The sequence below is a fragment of the Herbaspirillum sp. Her2 genome (assembly GCF_057961375.1).
Genome location: NZ_CM176331.1, coordinates 957,352 through 973,617, shown reverse-complemented (window position 1 = coordinate 973,617; position 16,266 = coordinate 957,352). Strand labels below are relative to the sequence as shown.

Genomic DNA, 16,266 nt, shown 5'->3' with positions numbered 1-16,266 from the left:
CAATTTAAAACTTCCTGGCGTGTCCGCCCTAACAACTCCGCCACGAGGCCTCCGAGGGCACACTCAAGACGCCATTGACGAACCGGCAGATCGACATTCTTAAACCCGATGAAATGTATGCTGGACAACTTAAGACTGGCCCTGTCAGCCTGACCAAAGAAAATGTCATCGCTATTCAAAAAGATGCCGAACTTGTCAAACAAGGCTGGCAGGTTGAACATATTCTAGAAAAAGGCGCATCAAAACCTTATCTGGACGCGCTGGAAAAAGCTGGCATTGATGTGCATATCGGACCCAAAATTCCATAATGAGTGAGAAGTGAACATGACGCGAGACGAAGCGGAAGCAAGATTTGATGGTTTTTTGATGGACATGGATGAGCAGCTGGAGTGGCTGGAAGGCGAAGCCGAACAATACGGCATCGAGTTCGACGCGACGGCCGATGACCTCGAGAAACTGGAGCAGTTATTTGATGTGATGTCTGCGAATCAGAACAAAGAGTTCGTCTCAAAATTGACGACTACATTTGCCCGTCAATTAGGAGAAATCGTTCGCTTGAACTATGGCGGCAAGTGGGTTCTTTCGCTGGAAGACCCACAAAGCCCGCATTTCAATATGCCGGTCCTGGTCGGCCATGCACCAGTTGAAGGAGTGGAGTTTGCCCCTATTCTGGTGATGCGTTCGTATGCGCTGCGCAGGAAAAAAGGGACCTTGAAGCGGGCGGTCGATGCGCAGGTGAGCCCCGAACCTTTGGATTTGAGCGGTATGACCGAAGAATAATAAGTCAAGAGAAAAATCAGCAGAAATTCGCATGATGAGTCAGTCTGCGGATTCTGCTGCAACCTCTGCTGTTTGCAATTCAACCTTACACTTGGCATCGCTAGGGGCTACCAAACAAAAAAGCCCGCTTACGCGGGCTTTCGGCTGGCTGGGGTGGCTTGGATTGCGTTCAGTGCGCGCTCAATCGTAGGCTAACGCTCGCTGCGCGAGCGAGGGATTCGCCCACGTGCCGCGGGCCCGGTTTCGCTTGCAAGCGAAACCTTTCGAATCCCCCCGCGATGTGCTCAAGCACATCGCTAGGCGCCGCCAAACAAAAAAGCCCGCTTGCGCGGGCTTTTTTATTTGGCGTCCCCTGGGGGATTCGAACCCCCGTACTCACCGTGAAAGGGTGATGTCCTAGGCCTCTAGACGAAGGGGACAAAACGGTCACAACTACAACATTCCTCGAATCAGCTCTTCCGCCAATTCACCCCACATTTCCATGCGGGTCGCTGGTGGAGGTAAGCGGGATCGAACCGCTGACCTCTTGCATGCCATGCAAGCGCTCTCCCAGCTGAGCTATACCCCCTGCGAAAGGAACAGTCCCAAACTCCGGACTATCCAACCTCAAGGTAGCCTGATCAATCAGACTACTTCAACTTTCCAACAATCCGGCGGCAACCGGACTGCCTCACAACTTGGCGTCCCCTGGGGGATTCGAACCCCCGTACTCACCGTGAAAGGGTGATGTCCTAGGCCTCTAGACGAAGGGGACACTGTACCGCTACATACCTGCGCTGCCTGCTGGGTGACAGCGCAGATATCAAAATCTGGCGTCCCCTGGGGGATTCGAACCCCCGTACTCACCGTGAAAGGGTGATGTCCTAGGCCTCTAGACGAAGGGGACAAGCAGGTACTTCACATTACTTCTTACTTCTACACTTCAAGCTTCGCCTGAAATATCACCGCCAAACATCTGCGGGTCGCTGGTGGAGGTAAGCGGGATCGAACCGCTGACCTCTTGCATGCCATGCAAGCGCTCTCCCAGCTGAGCTATACCCCCGTTGCGAAGAAGCGAGATTATGCAATACCTCTTTTCAAAAGACAACAGCTTTTTGAAAAATAATTTCTTTTTTTCAAAGATATGCCGCCAAGCGTGCCTCTACAGCCTCACGGCCAAACAATTGCAGCACGGCGTCAATGGCCGGCGTCTGCAATTGCCCCGCCACGATCAAACGCAACGGCATCGCCAGCTGTGGCATCTTGATGCCGTGCGCAGCCAGCACTTCCTTGATCATCGGCGCAATCGCTTCCTTGCTCCACTCCACCGTCGCCACGCGCTGGGCAAAGTCAGCCAGCGCCGGCTTGATCGCCTCGGTAATGTGCTGGGCCACCAGGGCCGCATCCGGGGCCGGCTGGCGATAGAACATCAGCGCCGCAGCCGCAATCTCGTTGACGGTATTGGCGCGATCCTTCAGCAGAGCAATCACGGCCGCCAGATCAGGCGCACCTTCGAATACCGCACCCTGTGCCTGCAGCAGCGGGCGGACCAGATCCGCCAAACGAGCGTTGTCAGCCAGCTTGATGTAGTGGTTGTTGAGCCAGTTCAGCTTTTCCGGATTGAATTGCGCCGGCGCCTTGGTCAGGTGATCCAGGTCGAACCATTCGCAGAACTGCTGCATCGAGAAAATCTCGTCGTCCCCATGGCTCCAGCCCAGGCGCGCCAGATAGTTCAGCATGGCCTCAGGCAGATAGCCCTGGGCCGGGTAATCCATCACGCTCACCGCACCGTGGCGCTTGGACAGCTTCTCGCCATCCGCACCCAGGATCATCGGCACGTGGCCATACTCGGGCAGCGTGCCGCCCAGAGCCTTCAGGATATTGATCTGGCGCGGCGTATTGTTCACATGGTCGTCGCCACGGATGACGTGGGTGATCTTCATGTCCCAATCATCCACCACAACACAGAAGTTGTAGGTCGGCGTGCCGTCCGGACGGGCGATCACCAAGTCATCCAGCTCACGGTTGGAGATGGTGATGGGGCCCTTGACCACGTCATTCCAGCTCACCTCGCCGTCTTGCGGATTCTTGAAACGCACCACCGGCTTGCGCCCTTCAGGGATCGCCGGCAAGGTCTTGCCCGGCTCGGGACGCCAGGTGCCGTCGTAGCGCGGCTTCTCGCCGGCCGCACGCTGGCGCTCGCGCATGGCTTCCACTTCTTCCGGGGTGCAGTAGCAGTAGTAGGCCGTACCCTGCTCCAGCATCTGGGCGATCACTTCGCGATAGCGATCCATGCGCTTCATCTGGTAGAACGGACCTTCGTCATGCTCCAGCCCCAGCCACTGCATGCCCTCGATGATGGCCTGCACCGCTTCCGGGGTGGAACGCTCAACGTCGGTATCTTCGATGCGCAACACGAAAGTGCCGCCGAAGCGACGGGCATAGGCCCAGGAGAACAGCGCCGTGCGGGCACCGCCCAGGTGCAGGTAGCCGGTGGGGCTGGGAGCGAAACGGGTACGAACTTGAGTGGCAGTCATGATAGCGAGTAAAAATCAGGCCGGTCCTGGAATGCCAGGGCCGGCCATCGGTCAAGCAAAGGAATTCGGAAAGGCGTCATTTTAACGCCTTTGCAGGGCGGCACGCCATGCCGGCTGGCCGCCCCGGGGCGGACATCAGTCGTTCTGCACCACGATGCTGGGGAACTTGCTGGTCATGTCGCGCGCCTTCTCGGCCACCTTCACGGCCACCTTGCGGGCGATGGCCTTGTAGATCTCGGCGACCTTGCCATCCGGATCGGCCACTACGGTAGGCTTGCCGGAATCGGTCTGCTGGCGGATCTCCATGGTCAGCGGCAAGGCCCCCAGGAAGTCCACGCCGAAGTCCGCACACATCTTCTCCCCACCGCCCACGCCAAAGATGGGCTCGGCATGGCCGCAGTTGGAACAGACGTGCATGCTCATGTTTTCCACGATGCCCAGGATGGGAATGCCGACCTTCTCGAACATGCGCAAACCCTTGCGCGCATCCAGCAGGGCGATGTCCTGCGGGGTGGTGACGATGACCGCACCGGTGACCGGCACCTTCTGCGACAAGGTCAGTTGCACATCGCCTGTACCCGGCGGCATGTCGACGATCAGGTAATCCAGGTCGCGCCAGTTGGTCTGGTCCAGCAATTGCTGCAGGGCTTGCGTGACGATGGGGCCGCGCCAGACCATGGGCTCGTCCGGATCGATCATGAAACCGATGGAAGAGACCTGCAGGCCGTGGTTTTCCAGCGGCTCCATGGTCTTGCCATCCTTGGTCTCGGGCTGGCCGGAGATGCCCATCATCATGGGCTGCGAAGGACCGTAGATATCGGCATCGAGGATGCCCACGCGCGCGCCCTCGGCCGACAGCGCCAGCGCCAGGTTGACCGCCGTGGTGGATTTGCCTACCCCGCCCTTGCCCGACGCCACGGCGATGATGTTCTTGACGTTGCTCTTGAGCTTGATGCCGCGCTGCACCGCGTGCGCCACGATCTTGAAGTAGACGTTGGCCTCGACTGCGGTCACGCCCGGCAGCTTGCCCAGCGCCTCTTCAACCAGCTGGCGAATAGGCGCAATCTGGCTGGCCGCCGGATAGCCCAGCTCCACATCCAGCAGCACGCGGCCAGCCTCGACGCGGATGTTGCGGGCTTCCTTGCCACGGATCATGTCCTTGCCGGTATTGGGGTCGATCACCTGCAACAGGGCCGCCTTGATCTCTTCCACGGTAATGCTCATTGGTTCTCCTTGCTCAGAACCCGCAAGTCTAAACCAATCGCGCCAGGGCCGCCCTGTGCGGCAATCAAACCACCCTTGCACAAAGCTTCACTTTGATTGCAATGGAGCAACTACTGCGCCCAAGGCCCTGTGGCTGATAGAATGCCCCTCTTTCATGGCAGTTTTCTTGCAGCTTTCTTGCTTTTTCGGCGCGCACGCGCCTTAACCTACTTGCATCGTCCGTATCGCCAATGAGCACTTCCGCACCTCGCCAACTCTTCGTCACGACCGCACTCCCCTACGCCAACGGCGCTTTCCACATCGGCCACATCATGGAATACATCCAGGCCGATATCTGGGTCCGGTTCCAGCGAATGCAGGGCAATGAGGTGCACTTCGTCGGTGCCGACGACGCCCACGGCGCGCCCATCATGATCGCCGCCGAAAAGGCCAACATCACGCCACAGCAGTTCGTGGCCAACATCGCCGCCGGCCGCAAGCAGTACCTGGATGGCTTCCACATCGCCTTCGACAACTGGAGCTCCACCGACAGCCCCGAGAACCACGAACTGTCCCAGGAGATCTACCGCGCCCTGCGCGACGAGGCCAAGCTGATCTCCACCAAGACCATCGACCAGTTCTACGATCCGGTGAAGAACATGTTCCTGCCGGACCGTTACATCAAGGGCGAATGCCCCAAGTGCGGCACCAAGGACCAGTACGGCGACTCCTGCGAGAACTGCAGCGCGGTCTATTCGCCGACCGACCTGAAGAATCCTTACTCGACCCTCTCGGGCGCAACCCCGGTGATGAAGTCGTCTGAACATTTCTTCTTCAAGCTCTCGGATCCGAAGTGCGTGGCCTTCCTGCGCGAATGGGCACTGGACAGCAACCGCCTGCAACCGGAAGTGGCCAACAAGGCCCGCGAATGGCTGGACGGCGAAGGCGGCCTGGGCGACTGGGACATCAGCCGCGACGCGCCCTACTTCGGCATCGAGATCCCGGACGCACCGGGCAAGTACTTCTACGTCTGGCTGGACGCGCCCATCGGCTACCTGGCTTCGCTGAAGAATTACTTCGTCAAGACCGGCCGCGACTTCGATGCCTTCATGGCCAATGACAAGACCGAGCAATATCACTTCATCGGCAAGGACATCACCTACTTCCACACCCTGTTCTGGCCCGCCATGCTGAAGTTCGCCGGCCGCAAGACGCCGACCAACGTGTTCGCGCACGGCTTCATCACGGTCAGCGGCGAGAAGATGTCCAAGTCGCGCGGCACCGGCATCTCGCCGCTGCGCTACCTGGATATCGGCATGAATCCGGAATGGCTGCGCTACTACATCGCCGCCAAGTTGAACGCCAAGGTGGAAGACGTGGACTTCAACCCGGACGACTTCGTCGCCCGCGTCAACGCCGACCTGATCGGCAAGTACGTCAACATCGCCAGCCGCGCTGCCGGTTTCATCGCCAAGCGCTTCGAAGGCCGTGTGTCCACCCGGTGGGCCACTGCTGACGATGCCTTCCTGGTCAAGCTGCGCGGCGTGGCTGAAGAGATCCGCAGCCTCTACGAGCAGCGCGAATACGGCAAGGCCCTGCGCCTGGTGATGGAGCAAGCTGACGCCATCAACGCCTACGTGGACGCCAACAAGCCCTGGGAACTGGCCAAGGACAGCAGCAAGGATGCGCAATTGCACGAAGTCTGCAGCCGCCTGCTGGAAGCCTTCCGCATCCTGACCGTCTACCTCAAGCCGGTGCTGCCGCAACTGGCCGCCCAGGTGGAAGCCTTCCTGCAGGTCCAGCCCTTCCAGTGGAGCGATGTGGCCGTGCCGCTGGCCGATGGCCACGTCATCAATGCCTATTCGCACCTGATGCAGCGCGTCGATCCCAAGATGCTGGATGCCCTGTTCGAAGCGCCGGAAGCGCCTGCAGCCGCACCCGCAGCAGCGGAAAGCGCCATCGAAGAGCTGGCGCCGGAAATCTCCATCGATGACTTCGCCAAGGTCGACCTGCGCATCGCCAAGATCGTCAACTGCGAAGCGGTGGAAGGCTCCACCAAGCTGCTGCGCCTGACCCTGGATGCCGGTGAAGGCCGCACCCGCAATGTCTTCTCGGGCATCGCCTCGGCCTACAAGCCGGAAGAGCTGGTCGGCAAGCTGACCGTGATGGTGGCCAACCTGGCGCCGCGCAAGATGAAGTTCGGTGTCTCCGAGGGCATGGTGCTGGCCGCCTCCGCCAAGGACGAGAAAGCCAATCCGGGCATCTATGTGCTCAACCCCTGGCCGGGTGCCGAGCCGGGCATGCGCGTGCGCTGAGGCATTCGCCGCCGATTGCCTGTGCAGGAGGAAAGAACGTCATGAACCTGGTGATACGTGAAGCCACCTCGGAAGATGCCAGTCTGATCGCCGAACTGACCCGTCACAGCTGGGCCAACAAGGTTGCGCCCAGTTCTTCGGGCCACCGCGAAGCCCCCGACCATGTGCAGGAAGACCTGCAGCATGGCGGCGCCTTCATCCTGCTCAGTGGCGAGACGCCTGCCGGTTCGGTGCGCTGGCTGCCTCTGGACACCGAAAGCGATGTCTGGGAAATCCGCCGCATGGGCATCACCCCGGCGTTCCGGGGTGAACGCCTGTCCCAGCACCTGATGGAAGCCCTGATCCATCGTGCCCAGTCAGCCGATGTGCGCGAATTGCGGCTGGCGGTACGCACCGATCAGGTGCAGTTGGTAGACCTGTATGCCGCCTTCGGCTTCGAGATCGCGCCGGAACTGGAATACACCCGCGCCAATCCGCAGGAAGCCCCGCCCATCGTGATGCGGCGCGTGATGCGGCACTGATGTTTCTCGTCCTGTGATCCCTCTTGAAAGCGACGCCTGGTGCGTCGCTTTTCTTTTGCCTCCCCGCCATCCCGGCAAATTGGAACGTTTGTTCATCAAGCGGTAACAATCGCTCGCTACCATCGTGAAAACGTTGTCAGGAGGCCCAGTCCGCCTGGACTGCCGGGGGGGCAGTCCGAGGGCATGCGCCAAAAGTTCACATTCACTGGTAAGCACAACAACAATGGCCCAAGGGGATAGACAGGAAACTGCCTACATGGCGGTCCGCGTAGCGCGGCTCTACTACTTCCAGAACATGACCACCGCCGCGATTGCCGGCGAAATCGGTACTTCGCGCGCGACCGTCTCACGCCTGCTGTCCTTCGCACTGGACCGTGGCCTGGTGGAAATCCGCGTACACGATCCGCAGCAGGTCTCCGGCAGCCTGGAAGCGGCCATCGCCCATCACTATCGGCTGCGGTCGATCCAGGTGGTGCCGGTGGCGGCGGCAGCCACCGACAAGGAAACCCTGCAGCGGGTCACCTGCCACGCTGCTGCCTACGTCAATTCCCTGGTCACGCCGGGCACCGTCATCGGCCTGGCCTGGGGCACGACCGTGGCACAGATCGCCGACCAGTTGCTGCCGCGCCATGTGCATGACGTGGACGTGGTCGCCTTGAATGGCTCCGGCAGCGGTGCCAGCTTCATCAACAGCTTCAGCGAATCCATCGTCTCGCGCTTTGCGCAGAACTATGGTGCGCGCGCCCATCACCTGCCGGTGCCGGCCTTTTTCGACTATCCCGAAACGCGCACGGCTTTATGGCGAGAAAAGAGCATCAAGGCCATCCGCGACCTGCAGGAACGCGCCTCCATCCTGCTGTTCTCCATCGGGGCGGAGGCCACCGGCAGCTATATCCATACCGCCGGCTATCTGGGTGAAGAAGAACGCCAGATCCTGCGCGACGAAGGCCTGGTCGGCGACATCGCCACGGTTTTCTTCCGCGCCGATGGTTCCTGGCGCGATGTGGCCTTCAATGCCCGCAACAGCGGCCCGGACATGGAATGCTTTGCGCGCGCCGCGCATTCGCTGTGCGTGGTCTCCGGCACCGGCAAGCTGCCGGGCCTCAAAGCTGCATTGCGCGGCGGCTTCATCAACGAACTGATCATCGACGAACCGAGCGCGCGCCTGCTGGTGGAGCAGATCCGTAGCGGCGCGGCGGCGTGATCACATCTCCACGAGGAAACCAGCATGGCAGCCATCTCCTTGCAGGGCGTCTGCAAGCACTGGGGTCAAGCCCAGGCGGTGAGCAACATCGATTTCGAGGTCAAATCGGGACAATTCACCGTCCTGCTGGGGCCTTCCGGCTGCGGCAAGTCGACCACCCTGCGCCTGATCGCAGGACTGGACAAACCCACTTCCGGCAGCATCCACATCGGCGGCCGCGATGTCACGCAACTGCCCCCGGCGCAGCGCAAGATTTCCATGGTGTTCCAGTCGTATGCGCTGTTCCCGCACCTGAGCGTGCGCGACAACATTCTCTTCGGCGTGCGCGTGCGCAAGGAGCCGCGTGCAGGCCATGCGTCGCGCCTGCAGCGCGTGGCCGACATTCTCGGCCTGTCGCACCTGCTGGAGCGCCGCCCGGCGCAGCTCTCCGGCGGCCAGCAGCAGCGCGTGGCGCTGGGCCGCGCCATCATTGCCGATGCACCGGTGTGCCTGATGGATGAGCCGCTCTCCAACCTCGATGCGCAGCTGCGCCAGGAAATGCGCCGCGAGATCCGCGCCCTGCAGCAGCAGCTGAACATGACCATGGTCTACGTCACCCATGACCAGACCGAAGCCATGAGCATGGCCGACCAGGTGATCCTGCTGCGCGAAGGCCGCATCGAACAGGACGCAGCGCCCGCCGATCTCTACGCCCAGCCGGCCACGGCCTTTGCCGCCCGCTTCATCGGCACGCCGCCGATGAACCTGCTGCCCCTGCAAGCGCATGCGCAAGGCCTGGCCATTGTCGGCAGCGACGTGGTGCTGCACGAGCTCGGCCAAATACCCCTGCAACTCGGGCTGCGCCCTGAACACATCCGCCTGGCAGCGGCCAGCGAGGCCACTGCGTCCGCCCAGGTGGAAACGGTCGAATACTTCGGTGCCGACACCATCATCGGCGCGCGCATCGGCAGCGCCTCGCTGCTGGTGCGCGCGCCCGGACAACACCGGTTCAACGCGGGCGAAACGGTTCACCTGGCCTGGGATGCCCGCGACCAGTATTTCTTCGAACAGGAGAGCGGCCTGCGCCGGTCCTGATCCGTAAAACGATTTCCGCAGCAAGCCAACCCATCCACCTCATGGAGATGCATCATGCGTAGAACCTTCCTCAAGTCCCTGGCCGCCCTGGCTGTCTCAGCCGCTTTCTGTGCGCCGGTGCTGGCCGCCAATCCGGTCGAGATCAGCTTCTATTACCCGGTCGCCGTGGGCGGTGCGGTCACCAAGACCATCGACAGCATGGTGGCCGATTTCGAGAAGGCCAATCCCGACATCAAGGTCAAGGCCATCTATGCCGGCACCTACCAGGAAAGCATCGTCAAGGCACTGACCGCCTTCAAGGGGGGCACCCCGCCGACCCTGGCCGTGCTGCTCTCGACCGATCTCTTCACCCTGATCGACGAGAACGCCATCGTCCCCATCGACAGCCTGGCCAGCAGCGCCGAAGACAAGAAGTGGATCGACGGCTTCTACAAGGGCTTCATGGAAAACAGCCAGACCGAAGGCAAGACCTGGGGCATTCCCTTCCAGCGCTCGACCATCGTGATGTACTACAACAAGAACCTGTTCAAGGAAGCCGGCCTGAACCCCGACAAGGCCCCGGCCAACTGGAACGAGATGGTGGAAGCCGCCAAGAAGCTGACCAAGCGCGATGCCGCCGGCAACGTCAGCCAGTGGGGTGTGAAGATTCCTTCCACCGGCTTCGGCTACTGGATGTTCCAGGCCATGACCGCTTCCAATGACACGATCCTCATGAACAGCGCCGGCACCAAGACCTACTTCGACAAGCCGGGCGCCGTGCAGGCCCTGCAGCACTGGGTCGACCTGACCACAAAAGACAAGGTGATGCCGGCCGGTTCCATCGAATGGGGCACCACGCCCAAGGACTTCCTGGAGCAGAAGGCTGCCATGGTCTGGACCACCACCGGCAACCTGACCAACATCCGCACCAACGCCAGCTTCCCCTTCGGCGTGGCCATGCTGCCCGGCATCAAGCATCCGGGCAGCCCCACCGGCGGCGGCAACTTCTACGTCTTCAACAAGACTTCGCCGGTCGAGCAGCAGGCCGCCATGAAGTTCATCCGCTTCGCCACCGAGCCGGCACGCGCGGCACAGTGGTCCATTGCCACCGGCTATGTGGCCCCGCGCCAGGATGCCTGGGATACCCCGGAAATGAAGAAATATTTGCAGGACGTCCCGGCCGCCGACGTGGCGCGCGAGCAGATGAAGTATGGCGTGGCTGAACTGTCCACCCACGACAACCAGCGCGTGACCAAGGCCTTGAACGACAACCTGCAGGCAGCGCTGTCCGGCACCAAGACCCCGGAGGCTGCCCTGAAGGATGCCCAGCGCGAAGCCGAGCGCATCCTGCGCGCCTACGGCCGCTAAGCGCGGTCCGTTGCACAAGGCCTGCCGATGAAACGCCTGCCCTCCTCCGTGCTGCCCTGGCTGCTGCTGTCACCGGCCATGGTGCTGCTGATCGCCTTCACGCACTATCCGGCGCTGGCCACGCTCTGGCACAGCTTCTTCTCCACGCCCAAGGGAGCCCGCCCGTCGGTCTTCGTCGGGCTGGAGAATTACCGGCTGATGGCGGAGGATCCGGTGTTCTGGCAGGCCCTGTGCAACAACCTCTGGTTCGCCCTCGGCACCATTCCGCTGGCCATCGCCCTGGCCATCCTGATGGCGTTGTGGGTCAACGAGAAACTGGCCGGGCGCGGCATACTGCGCCTGGCCTATTTCACCCCGACGGTGCTGCCGATGATCGCGGTGGCCAATATCTGGCTGTTCTTCTATACGCCGCAATATGGCTTGCTGGAGCAGATCACCGGCGCGCTGGGCCTGCCCTCGCACAACTGGCTGGGCAATCCGCAGACCGTGCTGGGTGCGCTGATGGTGGTGGCAGTGTGGAAGGAGGCGGGATTCTTCATGATCTTCTACCTGGCCGCCCTGCAGCAGATTTCGCCGGTGCTGGCCGAAGCCGCCGCACTCGAAGGGGCGTCGCGCTGGCAATACTTCTGGCGCGTGCAGTTCCCGCTGCTCATGCCCACCACGCTGTTCGTGCTGATCAATGCGCTCATCAACGCCTTCCGCCTGGTGGACCACATCGTGGTGATGACCAAGGGCGGGCCGGACAATGCCAGCTCCCTGCTGCTGTACTACATCTATGAAGTTGGCTTCGCCTTCTGGGATTCTTCCTACGCCGCAGCCCTGACGGTAGTGCTGCTGGCCCTGCTGGGACTGATTGCGCTGGTGAAGTTTCGTGTACTTGACCGCAGGACCCACTATCAATGATCGCGCCTACCTCACCCTTCGCTGAGCGCCATCGCGCGCTGGAAACCGTCTCTGCCTGGGTGCTGGCGCTGCTGTGGCTGCTGCCGCTGCTGTATGCGCTGTGGACGGCCTTCCATCCGGCCGCCTACGCCACCCGCTTCGTGCCGGATGCACCGCTGACGCTGCAGAATTTTGCCAACGCCTGGCATGCCGCGCCGTTTCCGCGTTATTTCCTCAACACCTTCCTGCTGGTGACGATGATCCTGGCGGCGCAGCTGGTGCTGGCCACGCTGGCGGCCTATGCGTTTGCCCGCTTCACGTTTCGGGGCAGCAATGTGATGTTCATGCTGGTACTACTGCAACTGATGGTGATGCCCGACATCCTGATCGTGGAGAACTACCAGACCATGAACCTGCTGGGCCTGCGCGACACCATCCTTTCGATTGGCCTGCCTTACTTCGCCTCGGCGTTCGGCATCTTCCTGCTGCGCCAGACCTTCAAGACGGTGCCGCGCGAGCTGGATGAAGCGGCAACCGTGGAAGGCGCCTCGGCCTGGCAGATCCTGATGCAGGTCTATGTGCCGCTGGCCAAACCGATCTATATCGCCTTCGGGCTGGTCTCGGTCAGTACCCACTGGAACAACTTCCTGTGGCCGCTGATCGTGACCAATTCAGTGGAATCGCGCCCGCTGACGGTGGGGCTGCAGGTGTTCTCCTCCACCGACCAGGGGGTGGACTGGTCCATCATCACGGCGGCCACACTGATGACTTCTGCGCCTTTGCTCCTGGCGTTCCTGCTGTTCCAGCGGCAGTTCGTGCAGTCGTTCATGCGGGCGGGGATACGCTGAACCCGCAGCGCTTCAGTGGCCCGAGATTTCAGAAATCGAGGTGCGCACGACCTGCTTGGTGGTGATGTCGAAATGCACGTTGAAGAGCCGGTCCTCGTGCACGTAGTGATACTTCCAGTCCCACACTTCCTCATTCTTGCGGGCGAACTGCACCACGCTGCGCGGCCGGCCGAATTCGCGCCGGATCTGCTCGGTGCTCATGCCGGGACGAATGGTGTCGAAATGATCCTGCGTCAGCACCTGCGTGTAGTCGATCAGCGTACCGGAGGCCCCGATACGGAACATCCAGGTCCGGATGCCTTCCGGTCCCTTGGGGTATTCCAGGGTCTTGGCCCCGCCCCCGTCTTCCCAGACGGTATCGGGCTGGCCCATTACGCCGCGCACGTCGGCTTCGCTGGAAACACCCTTTTGCAGCTTGTCCAAACCGAACTCCTCGATGGGATTGCCATTGCGGTCGCAGCCAAACATGGCCAGAGCGACAAGCAAAGCGCCGAAATGACCGGCGTGGCGACGCAGGCGGGTGAAGATGGGTTCACGCATAGGTAGTTGATTATCCCTGATGAAGACAAGGTAAAATACGGCTTCTGTGTAACATTTGGCCTGAAAATATCATGCTCTTCGGAAAAAAGACCACCTACGTATCTGAAATCACCCAGTTCATCGACGAACTGAAGACGAAGAACCCGAAGCTGGAAGAGTCCCAACGCGCCGGCCGCGCCCTGCTGTGGGACAAGGAACCGCTGGACCTGGACAAGTCCGCCCGTGACAAGGCTTCGCGCGTGGCCCAGCAGCCCTACGTCTACCAGAGCCACTAAGCTGTTCGCATGACGGTTCAAGCAGGTGGCCTGGACCCCGCCGGCCAGCCCGGCGCGGAACCCAGCGCCGACGCCATCGACATCACCCCCGCAGGCCAGCAGGACACCACGCCCGACGTGATCGACGGCGTGGCATTGGCACGCCTGTACGGAGAACCGCTGTTCCAGCTGCCCAATGACCTCTACATCCCGCCGGATGCGCTGGAAGTCTTCCTGGAAGCCTTCCAGGGTCCGCTGGACCTGCTGCTGTACCTGATTCGCAAGCAGAACTTCAACATCCTCGACATTCCGCTGGCGCAAGTCACCGCGCAATACCTGGAATACGTCGAGCAGATCCGCAAGCAGAACCTGGAACTGGCCGCCGAGTACCTGCTGATGGCCGCCATGCTCATCGAGATCAAGTCGCGCATGCTGCTGCCGGCCAAGAAGGCCGAGCCCGGCGAGGAGCCGGAAGATCCGCGCGCCGAGCTGGTGCGCCGCCTGCTGGAATATGAACAGATCAAGCTGGCCGCCCAGGAGCTGGACCAGCTGCCGCAAGTCGGCCGCGACTACGTGCGCACCCAGGTCCACATCGAGCAGACCGTGGTCACGCGCTGGCCCGAGGTCGACATCGACGACCTCAAGGCGGTCTGGGCCGATATCCTCAAGCGCGCCAAGCTGACCCAGCATCACCACATCAGCCGCGAAGAACTGTCGGTGCGCGAGCACATGACGGGCATCTTGCGGCGTTTGCAGTCGGCGCGTTTCGTCGAGTTCTCGGACCTCTTCGATCCCTCGCGCGGGGTGCCGGTGGTGGTGGTCAACTTCATCGCCCTGCTCGAACTGGCCAAGGAAACGCTCATCGAAATCACCCAGGCCGAAGCCTTCGCGCCCATCTATGTCAGACTGTCGTACTCGCCCAGCTGAGCGGGCGCAGCCGACCGGCAACCGGGGCCGGGCTGCGCAGGCTTGAGCGACAAGCCACGCGACGGTCCGCCCGCAACCAGAGAATCCGCATGAAAATCATTTCCTCCATCGAAGAACTCCGCGACCATCTGCGCGGTCAGTTGCGCACCGCCTTCGTGGCGACCATGGGCAACCTGCACGAAGGCCATCTGTCCCTGATGCGCCTGGCGCGCACCCACGGCGACCCGGTGGTGGCCTCGATCTTCGTGAACCGCCTGCAGTTCGGCCCCAACGAGGACTTCGACAAATATCCCCGCACCTTCCAGGCCGACGTCGAGAAGCTCGAAAAGGAAGGCGTCTACGTCCTCTTCGCCCCCACCGAAAAGGATATGTACCCGGAACCGCAGGAATACCGCGTGCAGCCGCCCAATGACCTGGGCAACATCCTGGAAGGTGAATTCCGTCCCGGCTTCTTCACCGGGGTCTCCACCGTGGTGATGAAATTGTTTTCCTGCGTGCAGCCGCGCGTCGCCGTCTTCGGCAAGAAGGATTACCAGCAGTTGATGATCGTGCGCAACATGGCGCGCCAGTTCGCCCTGCCGACCGAAATCGTGGGCGCCGAAACCTACCGCGCCGAAGACGGCCTGGCCCTGTCCTCGCGCAACGGCTACCTGTCGGCCGAAGAACGCGCCGAAGCACCGCTGCTCTACAAGGTGCTCAACGACGTCGCCAACGAAGTGCGCGGCGGCCAGCACAACGTCGCCCTGGTCGAGCAACTGGCCATGGAACGCCTGGCCGGCCGTGGCTGGAAGCCGGACTACGTGGCCGTGCGCAAGCGCATCGACCTGCAGCCGCCTTCAGCAGCCGACATGGAACAAGGCGCGCCGCTGGTCGTGCTGTCTGCCGCCAAGCTGGGTGCCACGCGCCTGATCGACAACCTGGAAATCTGATCCATGCGTGCGCTGGCGGCCTGGCTGCTGTCCCTCACCGGATTGCTGGCGGCCGGCGCAGCCCACGCCAGCATCACCGTCCAGGATGACCTGGGCCAGAACGTCACCCTGCTAAAGCCGGCGCGCCGCATCGTCAGCCTGGCCCCACATGTTACCGAACTGCTGTACGCGGCCGGCGCCGGCGAGCAGATCGTCGGTGTCAGCAATCACAGCGACTATCCCCCGCAAGCTGCCCGGCTGCCCAACCTGGGCGGCTACAACGCGCTCGACCTGGAGCGCATCGCCAGCCTCAAACCCGATCTGGTCGTGGCCTGGCACAGCGGCAACAAACCCCTGCAACTGGCGCGCCTGCGCAGCCTGGACATTCCCGTCTTCGAGAGCCAGCCGGCCGATTTCGGCATGATCGCTACTTCGCTGGAACGACTGGGCCAGTTGGCCGGTTCCGAGGCCACCGCCCAAGCGGCGGCGACTGCCTTCCGTGCGCGTTGGCAGCAGCTGGAAGCGCAATATCGCGGCCGTACGCCGGTGAGCGTGTTCTATCAGATCTGGAGCCAGCCTCTGATGACGCTCAACGGCCAGCACATGGTGTCGTCGGTGCTGCGCCTGTGCGGCGGGCGCAACATCTTCGCCGATCTGCCGCAACTGGCGCCTACGGTCAGTGTGGAAGCGGTACTGGCAGCAGATCCTCAAGTGATTCTCACGGCAGGCGATGCGCGCGACCAGCCGCTGGAGCGCTGGAAGGCCTTTCCCCGCCTGCGAGCCGTGCGCGACAGGCAGCTCCATACCGTCAATGCGGATTGGCTGAACCGCGCCGGGCCACGGGTGCTGGAGGCGGCGCAGGAAGTGTGCGGGAAGCTGGATCAGGCACGGCAAGCAACAACAAGCGCTCAATAAAAACATCCCTCACGAGGAGGGATGTGCGGCTT

Annotated in this window: 16 protein-coding genes and 5 tRNA genes; 13 read left to right on the top strand and 8 right to left on the bottom strand. The window is 61.8% G+C overall.

Going from position 1 to position 16,266, the window contains the following annotated elements:
- The first annotated feature begins 74 nt into the window (after positions 1-74).
- Together ACWHXP_RS04500 and ACWHXP_RS04495 are read left to right on the top strand one after the other, a co-directional pair.
- Positions 75-308, top strand: a complete 234-nt coding sequence (locus tag ACWHXP_RS04500; RefSeq protein ID WP_489634401.1) for a hypothetical protein — start codon at positions 75-77, stop codon at positions 306-308.
- A gap of 16 nt (positions 309-324) precedes the next feature.
- On the top strand, positions 325-780 hold the full coding sequence (locus tag ACWHXP_RS04495; RefSeq protein WP_489634402.1) for a hypothetical protein: 456 nt from the start codon (positions 325-327) through the stop codon (positions 778-780).
- 343 nt (positions 781-1,123) lie between these two features.
- Here ACWHXP_RS04495 and ACWHXP_RS04490 read toward each other — a convergent pair.
- The 7 genes from ACWHXP_RS04490 to apbC all read right to left on the bottom strand — a co-directional run bounded on the left by ACWHXP_RS04490 (position 1,124) and on the right by apbC (position 4,520).
- Positions 1,124-1,199, bottom strand: a tRNA-Glu gene (locus ACWHXP_RS04490).
- Positions 1,200-1,272: 73 nt separating this feature from the next.
- Positions 1,273-1,348, bottom strand: a tRNA-Ala gene (locus ACWHXP_RS04485).
- 110 nt (positions 1,349-1,458) lie between these two features.
- Positions 1,459-1,534: transfer RNA gene (locus ACWHXP_RS04480), tRNA-Glu, on the bottom strand.
- A 56-nt stretch (positions 1,535-1,590) separates the two neighbouring features.
- Positions 1,591-1,666 (bottom strand) — tRNA-Glu (locus tag ACWHXP_RS04475).
- 80 nt (positions 1,667-1,746) lie between these two features.
- A tRNA-Ala gene (locus tag ACWHXP_RS04470) sits at positions 1,747-1,822 on the bottom strand.
- Between the two features lie 73 nt (positions 1,823-1,895).
- Positions 1,896-3,296, bottom strand: a complete 1,401-nt coding sequence (gene gltX / locus ACWHXP_RS04465; protein ID WP_489634403.1) for a glutamate--tRNA ligase — start codon at positions 3,294-3,296, stop codon at positions 1,896-1,898.
- 135 nt (positions 3,297-3,431) lie between these two features.
- A complete protein-coding gene (gene apbC, locus ACWHXP_RS04460; RefSeq protein WP_134136079.1) occupies positions 3,432-4,520 on the bottom strand; it encodes an iron-sulfur cluster carrier protein ApbC in 1,089 nt (362 codons plus the stop codon).
- Positions 4,521-4,750: 230 nt separating this feature from the next.
- Here apbC and metG point away from each other — a divergent pair, with 230 nt between their 5' ends.
- From metG to ACWHXP_RS04425, 7 genes are all read left to right on the top strand, one after another.
- On the top strand, positions 4,751-6,814 hold the full coding sequence (gene metG, locus ACWHXP_RS04455) for a methionine--tRNA ligase (protein WP_489634404.1): 2,064 nt from the start codon (positions 4,751-4,753) through the stop codon (positions 6,812-6,814).
- A 41-nt stretch (positions 6,815-6,855) separates the two neighbouring features.
- Positions 6,856-7,335 carry a GNAT family N-acetyltransferase gene (locus tag ACWHXP_RS04450; protein ID WP_489634405.1) on the top strand — a complete coding sequence of 160 codons (480 nt, stop codon included), beginning with the start codon at positions 6,856-6,858 and terminating at the stop codon, positions 7,333-7,335.
- A 223-nt stretch (positions 7,336-7,558) separates the two neighbouring features.
- The gene (locus ACWHXP_RS04445; protein ID WP_489634406.1) at positions 7,559-8,539 is read left to right on the top strand and encodes a sugar-binding transcriptional regulator; all 981 of its coding nucleotides are present in this window, start codon (positions 7,559-7,561) and stop codon (positions 8,537-8,539) included.
- Between the two features lie 24 nt (positions 8,540-8,563).
- A complete protein-coding gene (locus tag ACWHXP_RS04440) occupies positions 8,564-9,613 on the top strand; it encodes an ABC transporter ATP-binding protein (protein WP_121042062.1) in 1,050 nt (349 codons plus the stop codon).
- Positions 9,614-9,667: 54 nt separating this feature from the next.
- Positions 9,668-10,960, top strand: a complete 1,293-nt coding sequence (locus tag ACWHXP_RS04435; protein ID WP_489634407.1) for an ABC transporter substrate-binding protein — start codon at positions 9,668-9,670, stop codon at positions 10,958-10,960.
- A 27-nt stretch (positions 10,961-10,987) separates the two neighbouring features.
- Complete coding sequence (locus ACWHXP_RS04430) at positions 10,988-11,863, top strand: carbohydrate ABC transporter permease (protein WP_489623225.1); 876 nt, start codon at positions 10,988-10,990, stop codon at positions 11,861-11,863.
- Positions 11,860-12,690 carry a carbohydrate ABC transporter permease gene (locus ACWHXP_RS04425; RefSeq protein ID WP_209535709.1) on the top strand — a complete coding sequence of 277 codons (831 nt, stop codon included), beginning with the start codon at positions 11,860-11,862 and terminating at the stop codon, positions 12,688-12,690. The genes ACWHXP_RS04430 and ACWHXP_RS04425 overlap by 4 nt, the downstream gene beginning before the upstream one ends.
- A 12-nt stretch (positions 12,691-12,702) precedes the next feature.
- Here the strand turns inward: ACWHXP_RS04425 and ACWHXP_RS04420 are convergent, their stop codons facing one another.
- Positions 12,703-13,230 carry an outer membrane protein assembly factor BamE gene (locus ACWHXP_RS04420; RefSeq protein ID WP_034337183.1) on the bottom strand — a complete coding sequence of 176 codons (528 nt, stop codon included), beginning with the start codon at positions 13,228-13,230 and terminating at the stop codon, positions 12,703-12,705.
- A 71-nt stretch (positions 13,231-13,301) separates the two neighbouring features.
- On the opposite strand from ACWHXP_RS04420, the gene ACWHXP_RS04415 reads away from it, so the two are divergent.
- The 4 genes from ACWHXP_RS04415 (at position 13,302) to ACWHXP_RS04400 (ending at position 16,234) form a co-directional block, all read left to right on the top strand.
- Positions 13,302-13,505 (top strand): DUF3460 family protein, encoded by a 204-nt coding sequence (locus tag ACWHXP_RS04415; protein ID WP_034337181.1) that lies wholly within the window; start codon positions 13,302-13,304, stop codon positions 13,503-13,505.
- Between the two features lie 9 nt (positions 13,506-13,514).
- Entirely contained in the window at positions 13,515-14,411 is an 897-nt protein-coding gene (locus ACWHXP_RS04410; RefSeq protein WP_134222841.1) for a segregation and condensation protein A, read from the top strand.
- Positions 14,412-14,500: 89 nt separating this feature from the next.
- The gene (gene panC / locus ACWHXP_RS04405) at positions 14,501-15,340 is read left to right on the top strand and encodes a pantoate--beta-alanine ligase (RefSeq protein ID WP_276842502.1); all 840 of its coding nucleotides are present in this window, start codon (positions 14,501-14,503) and stop codon (positions 15,338-15,340) included.
- A 3-nt stretch (positions 15,341-15,343) separates the two neighbouring features.
- Positions 15,344-16,234: a cobalamin-binding protein gene (locus ACWHXP_RS04400; RefSeq protein ID WP_489634408.1), complete on the top strand. Its 891-nt coding sequence runs from the start codon at positions 15,344-15,346 to the stop codon at positions 16,232-16,234.
- Positions 16,235-16,266: the final 32 nt, after the last annotated feature.

What these genes read in the sequence shown, in the direction of transcription:
- panC (WP_276842502.1), top strand. Translation starts at nt 14,501, where the DNA reads ATGAAAATCATTTCCTCCATCGAAGAACTCCGCGACCATCTGCGCGGT.
- ACWHXP_RS04420 (WP_034337183.1), bottom strand. Translation starts at nt 13,230, where the DNA reads ATGCGTGAACCCATCTTCACCCGCCTGCGTCGCCACGCCGGTCATTTC.
- ACWHXP_RS04400 (WP_489634408.1), top strand. Translation starts at nt 15,344, where the DNA reads ATGCGTGCGCTGGCGGCCTGGCTGCTGTCCCTCACCGGATTGCTGGCG.
- ACWHXP_RS04410 (WP_134222841.1), top strand. Translation starts at nt 13,515, where the DNA reads ATGACGGTTCAAGCAGGTGGCCTGGACCCCGCCGGCCAGCCCGGCGCG.
- ACWHXP_RS04440 (WP_121042062.1), top strand. Translation starts at nt 8,564, where the DNA reads ATGGCAGCCATCTCCTTGCAGGGCGTCTGCAAGCACTGGGGTCAAGCC.
- ACWHXP_RS04435 (WP_489634407.1), top strand. Translation starts at nt 9,668, where the DNA reads ATGCGTAGAACCTTCCTCAAGTCCCTGGCCGCCCTGGCTGTCTCAGCC.
- metG (WP_489634404.1), top strand. Translation starts at nt 4,751, where the DNA reads ATGAGCACTTCCGCACCTCGCCAACTCTTCGTCACGACCGCACTCCCC.
- ACWHXP_RS04425 (WP_209535709.1), top strand. Translation starts at nt 11,860, where the DNA reads ATGATCGCGCCTACCTCACCCTTCGCTGAGCGCCATCGCGCGCTGGAA.
- ACWHXP_RS04430 (WP_489623225.1), top strand. Translation starts at nt 10,988, where the DNA reads ATGAAACGCCTGCCCTCCTCCGTGCTGCCCTGGCTGCTGCTGTCACCG.
- apbC (WP_134136079.1), bottom strand. Translation starts at nt 4,520, where the DNA reads ATGAGCATTACCGTGGAAGAGATCAAGGCGGCCCTGTTGCAGGTGATC.
- ACWHXP_RS04445 (WP_489634406.1), top strand. Translation starts at nt 7,559, where the DNA reads ATGGCCCAAGGGGATAGACAGGAAACTGCCTACATGGCGGTCCGCGTA.
- ACWHXP_RS04495 (WP_489634402.1), top strand. Translation starts at nt 325, where the DNA reads ATGACGCGAGACGAAGCGGAAGCAAGATTTGATGGTTTTTTGATGGAC.
- gltX (WP_489634403.1), bottom strand. Translation starts at nt 3,296, where the DNA reads ATGACTGCCACTCAAGTTCGTACCCGTTTCGCTCCCAGCCCCACCGGC.
- ACWHXP_RS04415 (WP_034337181.1), top strand. Translation starts at nt 13,302, where the DNA reads ATGCTCTTCGGAAAAAAGACCACCTACGTATCTGAAATCACCCAGTTC.
- ACWHXP_RS04450 (WP_489634405.1), top strand. Translation starts at nt 6,856, where the DNA reads ATGAACCTGGTGATACGTGAAGCCACCTCGGAAGATGCCAGTCTGATC.